12 protein-coding genes are annotated in these 14,029 nt (G+C 53.6%); 3 read left to right on the top strand and 9 right to left on the bottom strand.

The window, feature by feature from the left end:
- The first annotated feature begins 55 nt into the window (after positions 1–55).
- The gene (locus OGW13_RS03045; RefSeq protein ID WP_042998587.1) at positions 56–1,030 is read left to right on the top strand and encodes a LysR family transcriptional regulator; all 975 of its coding nucleotides are present in this window, start codon (positions 56–58) and stop codon (positions 1,028–1,030) included.
- Here OGW13_RS03045 and OGW13_RS03040 read toward each other — a convergent pair.
- Entirely contained in the window at positions 1,027–2,163 is a 1,137-nt protein-coding gene (locus OGW13_RS03040) for an HlyD family secretion protein (RefSeq protein WP_125339315.1), read from the bottom strand. The genes OGW13_RS03045 and OGW13_RS03040 overlap by 4 nt on opposite strands.
- A gap of 2 nt (positions 2,164–2,165) precedes the next feature.
- Entirely contained in the window at positions 2,166–2,492 is a 327-nt protein-coding gene (locus OGW13_RS03035; protein WP_042998589.1) for a DUF3302 domain-containing protein, read from the bottom strand.
- 185 nt (positions 2,493–2,677) lie between these two features.
- Between OGW13_RS03035 and OGW13_RS03030 the strand changes: the two genes are divergently transcribed.
- On the top strand, positions 2,678–2,992 hold the full coding sequence (locus OGW13_RS03030; RefSeq protein WP_042998590.1) for a hypothetical protein: 315 nt from the start codon (positions 2,678–2,680) through the stop codon (positions 2,990–2,992).
- A gap of 46 nt (positions 2,993–3,038) precedes the next feature.
- On the opposite strand, the gene aldB is transcribed toward OGW13_RS03030, so the two are convergent.
- The 7 genes from aldB to OGW13_RS02995 all read right to left on the bottom strand — a co-directional run bounded on the left by aldB (position 3,039) and on the right by OGW13_RS02995 (position 11,510).
- The gene (gene aldB, locus OGW13_RS03025) at positions 3,039–4,571 is read right to left on the bottom strand and encodes an aldehyde dehydrogenase AldB (RefSeq protein WP_042998591.1); all 1,533 of its coding nucleotides are present in this window, start codon (positions 4,569–4,571) and stop codon (positions 3,039–3,041) included.
- Positions 4,572–4,663: 92 nt separating this feature from the next.
- Entirely contained in the window at positions 4,664–5,815 is a 1,152-nt protein-coding gene (gene yiaY / locus OGW13_RS03020) for an L-threonine dehydrogenase (RefSeq protein WP_287115611.1), read from the bottom strand.
- Positions 5,816–5,999: 184 nt separating this feature from the next.
- Complete coding sequence (gene selB / locus OGW13_RS03015; protein WP_200041173.1) at positions 6,000–7,847, bottom strand: selenocysteine-specific translation elongation factor; 1,848 nt, start codon at positions 7,845–7,847, stop codon at positions 6,000–6,002.
- Complete coding sequence (selA, locus tag OGW13_RS03010; protein WP_287115609.1) at positions 7,844–9,235, bottom strand: L-seryl-tRNA(Sec) selenium transferase; 1,392 nt, start codon at positions 9,233–9,235, stop codon at positions 7,844–7,846. Before selA ends, selB begins: the two co-directional genes overlap by 4 nt.
- 98 nt (positions 9,236–9,333) lie before the next feature.
- Positions 9,334–9,942, bottom strand: a complete 609-nt coding sequence (locus tag OGW13_RS03005; protein ID WP_042998595.1) for a glutathione S-transferase — start codon at positions 9,940–9,942, stop codon at positions 9,334–9,336.
- Between the two features lie 72 nt (positions 9,943–10,014).
- Positions 10,015–11,151 carry an HlyD family secretion protein gene (locus OGW13_RS03000; RefSeq protein WP_287115607.1) on the bottom strand — a complete coding sequence of 379 codons (1,137 nt, stop codon included), beginning with the start codon at positions 11,149–11,151 and terminating at the stop codon, positions 10,015–10,017.
- 2 nt (positions 11,152–11,153) lie between these two features.
- Entirely contained in the window at positions 11,154–11,510 is a 357-nt protein-coding gene (locus tag OGW13_RS02995) for a DUF3302 domain-containing protein (protein ID WP_287115668.1), read from the bottom strand.
- Positions 11,511–12,040: 530 nt separating this feature from the next.
- On the opposite strand from OGW13_RS02995, the gene mtlA reads away from it, so the two are divergent.
- Positions 12,041–13,954: a PTS mannitol transporter subunit IICBA gene (gene mtlA / locus OGW13_RS02990; protein ID WP_042998597.1), complete on the top strand. Its 1,914-nt coding sequence runs from the start codon at positions 12,041–12,043 to the stop codon at positions 13,952–13,954.
- The last annotated feature ends 75 nt before the right edge of the window (positions 13,955–14,029 follow it).

Genomic DNA, 14,029 nt, shown 5'->3' with positions numbered 1-14,029 from the left:
AAGGCACATATTTATATAGTAATATATAAAAACTTATATATATTGGGCTGCTGTGATGAATAAATTACAACTCAAGCATCGGGAATTAAAGATCATCTCGGTCATTGCCGCCAGTGAAAACATCAGTCATGCCGCAACTGTTCTCGGCATCGCCCAGGCCAACGTCAGCAAATATCTTGCTGATTTTGAATCAAAAGTCGGCCTTAAGGTTTTTGACCGGACGACCCGGCAACTGACGCTGACCCCTTTTGGTGCGGCGCTTCTGCCCTACATTAATGATATGCTCGACAGAAACGCGCAGCTAAATCATTTCATTGCTGATTATAAACACGAAAAGCGAGGGCGAGTAACGGTGTACGCGCCGACAGGCATCATCGCTTACTTATCGAAACAGGTTATCGCCAGAATTAAAGACATTGGCGACATCTCTTTGTCGCTGAAAACCAGCAACCTTGAGCCAAAAGCCTTTTATGAAGGCGTCGAGTTTCCTGACGACTGTGACGTGTTAATTACCTATGCCCACCCGAAAGATGAATCACTGGTTGCCAGTTTTATTACCAAATATGCAGTGACGGCCTTTGCCAGCCAGACTTACCTTGAAAAGCACCCGCTAAGCCGACCTGAAGACCTTGAGCATCACTCCTGCATCCTGATCGATTCTATGATGATTGATGATGCCAACATCTGGCGCTTCAACAGTGCCGGCAGTAAAGAGATGCGCGACTATCGCGTGACGGGGAACTACGTTTGTGACAATACCCTGTCGGCGCTGGAACTGGCGCGCAACCATCTGGGTATTGTGTTTGCACCCAATGAAAGCGTGAAAAACGATCTGAAGGCCGGGACGCTCGTCCCTTGCTTTTCAGAACAGCATGAGTGGTGGCTGGACCTGGTCGCGATCTTCCGCAAGCGGGAGTATCAGCCCTGGCGAGTTCAGTATGTACTGGATGAGATGTTACGGGAAATCCGCAACCAGCTTGCTCAGACGCAACTGTTGCGTCCCGAGCAAGATTCAATCATCGACAATTAATGATCGAGATAAAGGTAATGTACCCAACTGGTCATGCGCAACAATACCTTACGCATGACCGAGACATGGCTGAAATGGTCGGAGTAGACCGCGACCTGTGCATAAATTCCATCCGGTAATGCACGTAAATCAGCATGATCGTTCAACTCGATCGTGGCAATGACACCTTCCGCCCCCGGTACCGTATTCAACGACTGTAACGTCCCGGTCGACTGGTATGTCCCACCAGGCACTGCCGGACTGATGGCAGCCAGCTTACCGCTGAATACCTTGCCCGGTAAGGCATTGAATACCACTTCCGCGTCATCGCCGGGCTCCAGTCGCAGCAACGAGTTCTGGCGGAATTGCGCGACAATTTGTCGCTTCTGAGCAGGAATAAATACCATCACCGGGCGCAGAGGCAGCGAGGCGGCATAGGTTCCCGGGCGAATCAGCACCTGGGTTACATAACCGTCACTCGGCGCGCGAACGATGGTTTGTTCCAGGTTATATTCCGCCTCGGCCAACTGCGCTTTCAGACTGGCTATCTGTGAGTGCTCACCCATTACCAGGCTGTCTAACTGGCTTTGAATCTGCTGTTGTTCCGCCGCTGACGATTTAACCGAAGCCTCCTGCGCCAGGTAGTTCTGCCGTGCGACGTCAATGTCGCGCTCAGAGAATGGATTCACCTTCGCCTGACTCCCCTGCGCATAACGCTGATACTCCTTCGCAAACTTGTCTCGCGTGGCTTTTGCCTGCTGGGTATTGGCGGTCATTTCATCCAGTTCGGCACCCAGCGCATGCTGCTTATGTTGCGCCGTCACAATATCCGCCAGCAGACGATCCACCCTGGCCTGATAGCGCGTGGGATCAAGCCTGAACAGCACTTCACCTTTTTTAATCAGCGTATTTTTCTTATCCGTCACTTCAATCACTACGCCAGTGACCTGCGGAACAACGGGAATAGACACCACCGCTTTTTGCGCTTTAAATGTATAGGGGTGGTTGTAATTCATTAATAAGATTAAACCGCTGACAATAAATATTCCCCCCAGCGCCGCCGTCGGTATGGTCCATTTATTAACGGGAATGTTGAAGATCTTAAAAATCGCCCATGCGAAAGCCACATAGGTCAGGATAATCAGTAAATCCATAATTAATACTCGCCAGAAGAGGATTTCAGGTCAGCCAATTGTTTTTCCAGCCCGGCAATACGCTCCTGGAGTTGCACAACACCAGATTCAGTATTTTGCATTCCCCACCCGCGTTCCGGACGATAGAGCGTGGCCCAAATCCACAAGAAAGGCCAGATAACATGTAATGTAAACAAACTCACCCACCCCGCGACATGAATAGCATCGGCATGAGGATGATTGCGTTTTTTCGCAATTAAATAGGGAATATCATGTAAAATAATAATTCCGTAGAAAATGACGAGAAATACAAAAATCAGCACCCCAAGCGCAAAATAATCGAGAAACATATTCCTCCCAGAGAATAGAATCAAAAAAAAGAGTTTGAGAATGATAGTGGAATGACCAGATGCCCTGCAATTCTCATATTTATATATCGACATATGGTTTTTTATATACAGTCCATTTTTTAGTATGTTGTTTTTTATGCACATCGCAGTTTATTATGTTTAAACATCAATACAAGGGAACAAAAATGAACAACGCGGAAACCTCATCCACCGTCAGCCTTAAGCGCATCAAAGCGGTCACTATTTACCGTTTATTACTTATTGGCCTTGGTATCCCAATGATATCTTTCAGTTTTATTTGTGGCGTTTTGAGTCTCTTCGGCTTTGACCTGGTAAAATGGAACGATCAACCCGTGCATGGTGTAATGGCGATTCCTGCCGCGCTGTTCAGCGGTGTGTTTATCACCGTACTGTTCACCGTTTTCATCGGGTCGATTGCCTGCCTGGGACTGTGGGTCTACAGCCGTTTCCGTCCGTTACAGGTAAAGGTGTTGGATTAATCGTTATGCCCGATAAGCAAAGCGCCATCGGGCATAACGCGGTCAGTTAAAAGAGTCCCAGCGGTTTATCGGAGTAGCTCACCAGTAAACATTTTGTCTGCTGATAATGCTCCAGCATCATCTTGTGGGTTTCGCGTCCAATCCCCGACTGCTTGTAGCCACCAAAGGCCGCATGAGCCGGGTAAGCATGGTAGCAGTTGGTCCATACGCGTCCTGCCTGAATACCGCGTCCCATTTTATACGCCAGGTTACCGTTACGGCTCCAGACGCCCGCTCCGAGGCCGTACTGGGTATCGTTGGCTAGCTCAAGCGCCTCGTCCATTGTTTTGAACGTGGTCACCGCCAGTACCGGGCCAAAGATCTCCTCCTGGAACACGCGCATATTATTCTTACCAGACAGGATGGTCGGCTCGAGGTAATAGCCGTCTTTCAGTTCACCTTCAAGCTGCTTACGCCGCCCACCGGTCAGGACATCCGCCCCTTCTTTCTTACCGATATCAATGTAATTCAGGATAGTTTCCATCTGCCCATGAGAGACCTGTGCCCCCATTTGCGTCACGCTGTCCAACGGGTTACCGCTGCGGATGCTTTCTACGCGGCGAATGGCGCGCTCCATAAAGCGTTCGTAGATGGATTCCTGCACCAGCGCGCGGCTCGGACAAGTGCACACTTCACCCTGGTTAAAGGCAAAGAGCGCAAAACCTTCCAGCGCCTTATCGAAAAATGCATCCTCTTCGTCCATCACGTCGGCGAAGAAAATGTTCGGTGATTTCCCGCCCAGCTCCAGAGTGACCGGGATGATATTCTGCGTGGCATATTGCATGATCTGCTGCCCGACTTCCGTCGAGCCGGTGAATGCCACTTTAGCAATACGCTTCGAGGTTGCCAGATACTCGCCAATCTCTCCACCCGCGCCGTTCACTACGTTCACCACGCCAGGCGGGAGGAGATCGCCAATCACTTCCATCAGCAGTAAAACGGACAGCGGCGTCAGGCGGGCAGGTTTAAGCACTACGCAGTTTCCTGCCGCCAGCGCGGGCGCCATTTTCCAGCTCGCCATCAATAAGGGGAAATTCCACGGGATAATTTGTCCGACCACGCCGAGCGGTTCGTGGAAGTGATAAGCTACAGTGTCGCTATCCACTTCACTGATCCCGCCCTCCTGGGCGCGAATACAGGAGGCGAAATAGCGGAAATGGTCGATTGCCAGCGGGACATCCGCCGCGCTGGTTTCACGGATCGGCTTACCGTTATCCCAGGTTTCCGCCGTCGCCAGCAGTTCGAGGTTCTGCTCCATACGGTCGGCAATCTTGAACAGAATCGCCGCCCGATCCTGAACAGAAGTATGCGCCCACTGGTCTTTCACCTTGTGGGCCGCGTCGAGCGCCAGGTCAATGTCCCTTTTACCGGAAGAAGCCACTTCGCATAACAGTTGCCCGGTGACGGGCGTCAGGTTCTGGTAATACTCGCCGTCACTCGGGGCAACCCAGTCACCACCGATAAAGTTGTCGTAACGGGCCTTTAACTTCAGGGGAAAACCGTACTCGCCGGGCTGAATACGGGGAGGGTTATTGGTCATGATCGTCTCCTTGCTCCAGGTGTATAACAAGGGTAGACGGGGCTGGCGATTTTCTCGCCAGCCGCTTATAGGTTTACGATAGCGGTCACGAATTACATCGCCGCACGATAGATCGACATAATCTCGTCGTGCGTGGCCTGAATTGGGTTAGTCAGACCGCAGGCATCTTTCAACGCATTAGCCGCCAGCACCGGAATATCTTCTTCTTTCACGCCCAGGGCTCGCAGACCCGCCGGGATATTCACCTGCTGCGCCAGCGCGCGGATCGCCTCGATACAGGCTTCTGCGCCTTCGGCGTCGGTCATCCCTGCAACTTGAACCCCCATAGCTGCCGCGCAATCACGCAGACGCGCTGCGGCCACCTGGCTGTTGAATACCTGAACGTGTGGCAGCAGGACGGCATTACACACACCGTGCGGCAGGTCATAGAAACCGCCTAACTGGTGCGCCATCGCGTGGACGTAACCTAATGACGCATTATTGAAGGCCATCCCCGCCAGGAACTGCGCATAGGCCATCGCTTCACGCGCATGCACATTGCCGCCCGATTCCACGGCAACGACCAGATTATCAGAAATCATGGTCATCGCTTTCAGGGCGCAGGCATCCGTGATCGGCGTAGCGGCCACAGAAACATAGGCTTCAATCGCATGGGTCAGCGCGTCCATGCCGGTCGCCGCCGTCAGCGATTTTGGCATGCCGATCATCAGCGAAGAGTCATTTACCGAGAGCAGTGGCGTGACGTGTTTATCCACAATCGCCATTTTGATGTGACGGTCAACGTCAGTGATGATGCAGAAACGCGTCATTTCAGAGGCCGTCCCTGCCGTAGTGTTAATGGCAATCATCGGCAACTGTGGTTTTGCCGAGCGATCGACACCTTCATAATCGCGAATATCACCCCCATTCGCCGCCACCAGCGCAATCCCTTTGGCGCAATCATGTGGGGAACCGCCACCCAGCGAAATAACGCTGTCACAATCATTTTCTTTCAGGATTTTCAGGCCGTCGGCGACATTAATTGTCGTCGGATTAGGGTGTGTACCATCAAATATGACGCTGAAAATATCATGTTTCTGCAATGCTTTTTGAATATCACCCGCCATGCCTAATTTCGTCAGCACACTGTCGGTGACAATTAACGTCCGACGAAAGCCATATTCCACCATAGCATTCATTGCATCTTTTAATAAATCAGCCCCAATTATATTCACAGAAGGAATATAAAATGTAGAAGCAGCCATATGCTCAATCCTTAATAGTTTTTGAAGGGATTGCAGCATACGAACGAATCTCAGGAGAAAATATGATCACAGCGGTGTTTATTTAATGAAAAAATAAAAGAGCACATTAGGCTACAAATTAATGGGCTCTTTTCGTCTCGACCTATTTATTAGGTCAATTCTTTCTTATTTTTAATAAATTGTATTATTCCTTTGCCGGAAATAATAACGCATCGCGTAACAGGTGATCATTTCCACGACGACGCGTAAAGCCAATCCGGTCGAAATATTCCAGTATCTGAATCGCCAGCTTTCGCCCTACGCCCAACCGATCGCGAAAATCCGCCGCGCAGGTTGAGCCTTTCTCCTGATCCAGTTCGCGGATCATGCTGGCGAAAGCCACAATGCGATCGTTACGGTAGTAACGATCTTTTACGATCGCCGTAATCATCCCCTGCTGCGCCGCCTGCCGCAACACCAGACGCATGGTCTGCTCCTCGGTCGCGGTTTCACGCGCGAGATCGCGGACCCACCAGGGCTCGTCACCAAATAACGGCGCGGCTTTAAGCCAGGTAGCCTGCTGTTCGTCAGTAAACCCTGCCTTGTGATCCGGCAGATGCAACCAGCCATGGTGGCTGTGAATATCGCCGCTGTCGCGCATTTGTTCAATCAACAACAGCACCAGCGCTTCATCTTCCATCGGCAGCGCCATACGACGCAGGCGTTCGCGCCCCGGACCAGGCTCATCGCGATGTTGTTCATGGTAAGTCGCCAGCGTGTCGAGGATTTTGCGCTGCCAGCGCGCGGCAACTTCCGCATTCAGCAGGCTGTAACCTGCCTGAATAAATCCATGCTGGTGAATGAGCGAACGCATACCGTCGCCATTTAGCTGGCGCGCCCACGCAAAATCGGGCAGATTGACCGCCCCGCGTTGCAGGTGCACCGCCAGCGCGGCACCGTCATCTTTCGCCGCCGCCAGTGACGCCAGCCATTGCAGATACTCGGGTTTACGTTTGCCGCGACGTGGCGGATTAAGTGCAACCACCCGCGCCCCGGCCAGCGTCGCGCGCGCGGAGATATCGCGCAGCACAAGCCGGTCGTTATCGGCCAGCAGCAGGGGCGTATCAAACACCAGTTCCGCCAGGTTAGCTTCCAGCAGCGATACCCGCCCGGTCACATGACTCGCCGCATGGTGAATATGTAGCGGCTGCCACTGCGTAAGCGGGACGTGGCTTTCCAGCGCGACAATCACCCGCGTGAACGGCTCAGGCGGGGCGTCTGAAAGCAGCCAGTCACCCCGGTTAAGCTGCTCCTTTTCAGCATCGCCGACGATATTCAGCGCGATGCGCTGCCCGGCATGAGCATGCTCACTCGCCTGGTTTTGCGCGTGAAGTCCGCGCACGCGCACAGATGCGTTCACGCCGGTCAGCCACAGCGTATCCCCAACGTTTACTTCACCGCTCAGCGCAGTACCGGTCACCACCAGCCCGGCGCCTTTTACAGTAAAGGCACGATCGATAGCCAGTCTGAACGTCTGATTCATGGCGTGTTCGCGGGCGGGCAGTTGCTGCAAATGTTCGCGTAACGCCTCAATCCCGCGGCCTTCATTCGCGGCCGTCACAAATAGCGTCGCCTGCGCAAAACCATACTCGCGCAGGACATCCTCCACCTGCTGTTGGACCTCCTGCACCCGCGTATCATCCACACGGTCGGCTTTGGTCAGCGCCACCGTCAGCGTCGGATTCCCGGTCAATTGCAGGATCGCCAGGTGTTCGCGCGTTTGCGCCATCACGCCATCGTCACAGGCTACCACCAGCAACGCATGATCGATTCCGCCCACGCCCGCCAGCATGTTTGAGAGAAACTTCTCGTGACCGGGAACATCGATAAAGCCCAGCACACGCCCGTCTGGCTGCGGCCAGTAGGCATAGCCCAGGTCGATGGTCATGCCACGCTTTTTCTCTTCCGGCAGGCGATCGGCATTCACGCCGGTAATGGCCTGCAGCAGCGTCGTTTTCCCGTGGTCGACATGTCCGGCGGTCGCAATAATCATTTCAACAACATCTCCATAAACCGGGTCTCATCTTCAAGACAGCGTAAATCCAGCCACAGTCGGCCCTCGTAAATCCGGCCGATAACCGGAACCGGTAGCTCACGCCAGCGGGTCGCCAGGGCTTCAAGACGGCTTCCGCGGCCGTCGTGCGGTGTAAAGGTTAATGCCGCGCTGGGGAGCCGATCAACCGGCAAAGAGCCACTGCCGATTTGCGACAGACAGGGCTGTACGCTCACCGCAAACTCCGCACCATAGTGCGCGGCCAGCGGCGCCAGAAGCCGCTCCGCCTGAGACTGAATCGCGTCTTTACGTCGGGTCAACAGGCGCAGCGTCGGCAGTTTCTCGGCCAGCGCTTCCGGGTGGAGATACAGACGCAACGTCGCTTCCAGCGCAGCAAGGGTCATTTTATCCGCCCGCAACGCACGTTTAAGCGGATGACGCTGCAATTGCGCAATCATCTCTTTCTTACCGACGATGATCCCAGCCTGCGGACCGCCCAACAGCTTGTCGCCCGAGAAGCTCACCAGGCTAACACCCGCGGCAATCAACTGCTGCGGCATTGGCTCTTTCGGCAGGCCGTACTGGCTCAAATCGACCAGCGAACCACTACCAAGATCGGCCACAACAGGAATATCCAGCGCCTGGCCGATCTGGACCAGCTCCGTTTCATCAACAGAGTGGGTAAACCCTTCGATGCTGTAATTACTGGTATGTACCTTCATCAGCAGGCCGGTGTTTTCATTTACCGCCTGGCGATAGTCATCGGCATGCGTCCGGTTAGTGGTTCCCACTTCATGTAGCGTACACCCAGCCTGACGCATCACATCCGGGATACGAAACGCGCCGCCGATCTCCACCAGCTCACCGCGTGATACCACCACCTCTTTACCGGCGGCGGTGGCGGCCAGCATCAGCAGTACCGCCGCCGCGTTGTTATTCACAATGCAGGCATCTTCCGCGCCGGTGATACGGCACAGCAATTCCGCCAGTGCGCGGTCACGATGCCCGCGTCCCGCGCCGTCCAGATCATACTCCAGCGTCACCGGCGAGCGCATGGCCTGCGTGACAGCCGCGACGGCCTCTTCAGCCTGTAAAGCGCGACCCAGATTGGTATGTAACACCGTGCCCGTCAGGTTAATTACCGGGCGCAGCGCACTCCGGGCCTCCTTTTCCAGCCGAAGACTCACTTCCTGCGCCCAGTTTTCACACCACGCAGGCAACGTCTGCGTATCGCGAATCATCTCTCTTGCTTCATCAAGCAGTTGACGAAGCAGATCAACGACACGGGTATGCCCGTGAGTCTCACGCAGGGTAAGAAATTCACTTTCACGCAATAAGCGATCAATGGCGGGAAGCTGACTATAGAGCGAACGGGTTTCGGTCGTCATGAAAAGGCCTGGCTGTTGGTGACCCTCCCCACAACGGGGAGGGATATCGACATAGAGGGGATTGTAACGTGAGATTGCCTGGACGGACAGAATATGAATCAAGCCTTTGGGGGTTCAGTGCGGGCAAAACTCTCGCGCTGAAACAGCGTCTCCACCAGCTTGACCAGGTGAGGTCGGCTCACGCACCAGCCCGGTGAGACGCGGCGGAAGTTGAGATAGCCCACCGCGCAGGCAATGGCGATGGTCGCCAGATCAACCGTGTCAGGTTTAATCGTCCCGTCGACCAGGTACGCTTCCAGCGCATCCAGACTGCGGTTAATTTTCTCGCGCTGGCGCAACAGTTCGGTTTCCGATTGCTGCGCGGCGGGACGTGCCTGCTCGCGCACCGACACCAGACCGGCGTCCATAATCCCATCGGCCAGTGCCTCAAGTTGACGGACTTTCAGCGAGGCCAGCGGTTCACGCGGCAGCATCGCTGGCGCAATATCCAGCAGTTCAATGTATTCGGCGATAATTGGCGAATCGAACCAGTACTCCCCATCGTCAGTCACCAGCGCCGGTACTTTTCCTAACGGATTGTACTGCGCGACGCCATTTTCCGCGTTGTAGGGCAGTTCATTAACAAATTCGAATGTGATGCCTTTTTCCAACAGCAGGATCGAAATTTTTCGTACAAACGGGCTGGTGTAGCTACCAATGAGTTTCATGATCAGTCCTTTTCGCCAACACAAAACAATGAGTATGGCTCACGCAGCGGGAAAAGGCAGGTGACGGCGTTCTCAATGATCCAAATAAAGGTAGTGCATCCAACTGGTCATGCGCAGTAACACCTTACGCATGACCGAAACATGGGCGAAATGGTCGGAATAGACTGCCACTTGCGCGTAGATGCCGTCGGGTAACGCATCCACATCGGCATTCGGGTCCAGTTCAATCGTCGCCAGGACGCCATCGGTCCCGGGCACCACCGTCAGGGACTGTAAAGCCCCCTGAGCCTGATACGAGCCGCCCGGCACCACAGGCAATATGCTGGTCAACTTACCGTGAAAAACTTGCCCAGGAAGCGCGTTAAATACCACCTCCGCGTCGTCGCCGGGTTCAAGACGAAGCAGCGAGTTCTGCCGAAACTGAGCGACGATCTGCCGCTTTTGTTCGGGGATAAAGACCATCACCGGACGCAGCGGTAGCGCGGCAGCGTAGGTACCGGGTCGGATCAGCACCTGGGTGACGTAGCCGTTGCTGGGGGCGCGAATAATGGTCTGATCGAGGTTGTATTTCGCCTCTGCCAGTTGCGCCCTCAGACTGGCAATCTGCGACTGTTCGCCGTTAACCATGCTGTCTAACTGGCTTTGAATTTGCACCTGCTCAGCCACTGAACCCTTCACCAGCGCATCCTGCGCCAGATAATTTTGCCGGGCGTTATCAATATCGCTTTCTGAGAAGGGGTTCACCCGCGCCTGGCTGCCCTTCAGGTAACGCTGATAATCTTTATACAGCCGATCGCGCTCCGCAGAGACCCGCGTCGTATTAGCCTGCGCTTCTGAGAGCTGGGCTTTCAGCGTCTGGATATTATGCGTGGCGGTGACCAGATCGGCCTGTAACCTGTCCACGCGCGCCTGATAGCGAACCGGGTCGAGTTTAAATAGCACTTCACCCTTTTTAATCAGTTGGTTATTTTTATCCGTCACCTCGCTGACAATTCCGGTAACCTGCGGCGTAACAGGAATGGAAATAACGGCTTTTTGCGCAGTAAAGGTATACGGATGGTTATAGTTCATTAACAGGATCAGGCCGCTGACCAGAAATACACCGCCTAATGCCGCCGTCGCCAGCGTCCATTGATTCACCGGTATGCGGAATATTTTGAAGACTGCCCACGCCAGCGCGACGTAGGTTAATATAATCAACAGATCCATGATTAACTCTCCGGAAACGTCGTATTCTCAGCCGTGTTAACTTCGGCCAGTTTTTTCTCGAGTTGTGTAATACGCGCAGATAACGCGGCAATTTCAGGATGTTGTCCCGGCGACGTGATGTGATTATGCATCCCCCAGCCGCGTTCCGGTTGGTAGAGGGTTGCCCAAATCCAAAAAAACGGCCAGATCACATGGAGCGTAAACAGACTCACCCAGCCTGCGGTATGAATAGCATCGGCATGCGGGTGGTTGCGTTTCTTCGCAATTAAATAGGGGATATCATGGATGGCAATAACGCCGTAAAAAATCACCAGAAAGACGAAAATCAGCACACCTAACGCGAAATAATTTAGAAACATATCCGCCTCGACTTTACGCCCATTTGAGTTTTTATTGCAGGCAGCCGAATGTAATTTGGCTGATGATTTGAACATAATGGGAGTTATGCATTTTCGCCATCACGCCAAAGACTATTTTTCACGCCAGATGGTTATTTAATGACATCAGGCCAGGTGACAACGAGAGGAATCTGCCCAGGATCACATCGGGACAAATCTGGATGAATATTTCTTGTGATTCAGATCACAAACATTCAACAAACAGCCAAAGATAAAACGTGAATTACATCACAAATTAATGCCATTAATGGTTCAGAACGACGGTTTGTTGCTTTTTTACACAGCCGTTTTGTGATTAATATCACATCAATTACCTCCCTACCCCCTATATTTATGTGACACAAATCACATTAAAGGTCGCTGACTGGACAGCTTAACGATTCAGTGCCAGATTTCGCAGTATCTACAGGGTCCGGCTACCTCTGCCGCTACATTAACAAAACCTCGGGCTTCCAGCCTGCGCGATAGCAAACATAAGAAGGGGTGTTTTTATGTCATCCGATATTAAGATCAAGGTGCAAAGCTTTGGTCGATTCCTCAGCAATATGGTGATGCCAAATATCGGCGCGTTTATCGCGTGGGGTATTATCACTGCACTATTTATTCCGACAGGGTGGTTGCCAAACGAAACGCTGGCGAAGCTGGTTGGCCCAATGATCACCTATCTCCTGCCGCTGCTGATCGGTTATACCGGCGGTAGACTGGTGGGTGGCGAACGCGGCGGCGTGGTGGGCGCAATCACCACCATGGGCGTTATCGTCGGCGCAGACATGCCGATGTTCCTCGGTGCAATGATCGCCGGTCCTCTGGGCGGCTGGGCAATCAAACATTTCGATGGTTGGGTAGACGGTAAGATCAAATCCGGTTTTGAGATGCTGGTGAATAACTTCTCCGCTGGCATCATCGGTATGATCCTCGCCATTCTGGCATTCCTCGGCATTGGTCCAGCAGTTGAAGTTCTGTCGAAAGTGTTGGCTGCAGGCGTTAACTTCATGGTTGTCCATGACATGCTGCCGCTGGCGTCTATCTTCGTTGAACCAGCGAAAATCCTGTTCCTGAACAACGCTATCAACCATGGTATCTTCTCACCTCTGGGTATTCAGCAGTCCCATGAGTTGGGTAAATCCATCTTCTTCCTGATTGAAGCCAACCCGGGTCCGGGGATGGGTGTTCTGCTGGCGTACATGTTCTTTGGTCGCGGTAGCGCTAAACAGTCTGCAGGCGGTGCGGCAATCATCCACTTCCTGGGCGGTATCCACGAAATTTACTTCCCGTATGTGCTGATGAACCCGCGTCTGATCCTCGCCGTTATCCTCGGCGGTATGACGGGTGTGTTTACGCTGACTCTCCTGAATGGCGGTCTGGTTTCTCCGGCTTCTCCGGGTTCAATCCTGGCAGTGCTGGCGATGACGCCAAAAGGCGCCTACTTCGCTAACATCGCGGCAATCTGTGCGGCGATGGCGGTCTCCTTCGTTGTCTCTGCCATTCTGCTGAAAACCAGCAAAGTGAAAGAAGACGATGACATTGAAGCGGCGACCCGCCGTATGCATGACATGAAAGCAGAATCCAAAGGCGGTACTCCGCTGTCTGCTGGCGATGTCACCAACGACCTGAGCCACGTGCGTAAAATCATCGTTGCCTGTGATGCCGGTATGGGTTCCAGCGCAATGGGCGCCGGCGTACTGCGTAAGAAAGTGCAGGATGCCGGTCTGAGCCAGATCTCGGTCACCAACAGCGCGATTAACAACCTGCCGCCGGATGTTGACCTGGTCATCACTCACCGCGATCTCACCGAACGTGCGATGCGTCAGGTACCGCAGGCGCAGCATATTTCGCTGACCAACTTCCTCGACAGCGGCCTGTACTCCAGCCTGACCGAGCGTCTGGTTGCCGCTCAGCGCCACACTGACAATGAAGTCAAAGTCCGCGACAGCCTGAAAGACAGCTTTGACGAAGGGGATAACAACCTGTTCAAACTGGGTGCGGAGAATATCTTCCTCGGACGTACGGCAACGACCAAAGAAGAAGCGATTCGCTTCGCCGGTGAGCAGCTGGTGAAAGGCGGTTACGTTGAGCCAGAATATGTCGATGCGATGCTGGAACGTGAGAAACTGACCCCAACCTATCTGGGTGAGTCTATCGCCGTTCCGCACGGTACCGTTGAAGCGAAAGACCGCGTACTGAAAACCGGCGTCGTGTTCTGCCAGTACCCGCAAGGCGTTCGTTTCGGTGAAGAAGACGACGACATCGCCCGTCTGGTGATCGGTATCGCCGCTCGCAACAACGAGCACATTCAGGTGATTACCAGCCTGACCAACGCGCTGGATGACGAATCCGTCATCGAACGCCTGGCTAACACCACCAGCGTTGATGAAGTGCTGGCGCTGCTGGCGGGTCGTAAGTAAACCCCGAGGCCCGGTGACATTGCGCTTATCGGGCCGACCCAATCCTCTCCTTTGTGGAGAGGGTTTGGGTGAGGG

Source organism: Citrobacter sp. Ca225, assembly GCF_030337175.1.
In the GTDB taxonomy this organism is placed as follows: Bacteria; Pseudomonadota; Gammaproteobacteria; order Enterobacterales; family Enterobacteriaceae; genus Citrobacter_A; species Citrobacter_A amalonaticus.
This window is presented reverse-complemented; position numbering and strand designations above follow the sequence as displayed.

Coding starts and splice junctions, on each gene's coding strand:
- OGW13_RS03045 (WP_042998587.1), top strand. CDS start 56: ATGAATAAATTACAACTCAAGCATCGGGAATTAAAGATCATCTCGGTC.
- OGW13_RS03040 (WP_125339315.1), bottom strand. CDS start 2,163: ATGGATTTACTGATTATCCTGACCTATGTGGCTTTCGCATGGGCGATT.
- OGW13_RS03035 (WP_042998589.1), bottom strand. CDS start 2,492: ATGTTTCTCGATTATTTTGCGCTTGGGGTGCTGATTTTTGTATTTCTC.
- OGW13_RS03030 (WP_042998590.1), top strand. CDS start 2,678: ATGAACAACGCGGAAACCTCATCCACCGTCAGCCTTAAGCGCATCAAA.
- aldB (WP_042998591.1), bottom strand. CDS start 4,571: ATGACCAATAACCCTCCCCGTATTCAGCCCGGCGAGTACGGTTTTCCC.
- yiaY (WP_287115611.1), bottom strand. CDS start 5,815: ATGGCTGCTTCTACATTTTATATTCCTTCTGTGAATATAATTGGGGCT.
- selB (WP_200041173.1), bottom strand. CDS start 7,847: ATGATTATTGCGACCGCCGGACATGTCGACCACGGGAAAACGACGCTG.
- selA (WP_287115609.1), bottom strand. CDS start 9,235: ATGACGACCGAAACCCGTTCGCTCTATAGTCAGCTTCCCGCCATTGAT.
- OGW13_RS03005 (WP_042998595.1), bottom strand. CDS start 9,942: ATGAAACTCATTGGTAGCTACACCAGCCCGTTTGTACGAAAAATTTCG.
- OGW13_RS03000 (WP_287115607.1), bottom strand. CDS start 11,151: ATGGATCTGTTGATTATATTAACCTACGTCGCGCTGGCGTGGGCAGTC.
- OGW13_RS02995 (WP_287115668.1), bottom strand. CDS start 11,510: ATGTTTCTAAATTATTTCGCGTTAGGTGTGCTGATTTTCGTCTTTCTG.
- mtlA (WP_042998597.1), top strand. CDS start 12,041: ATGTCATCCGATATTAAGATCAAGGTGCAAAGCTTTGGTCGATTCCTC.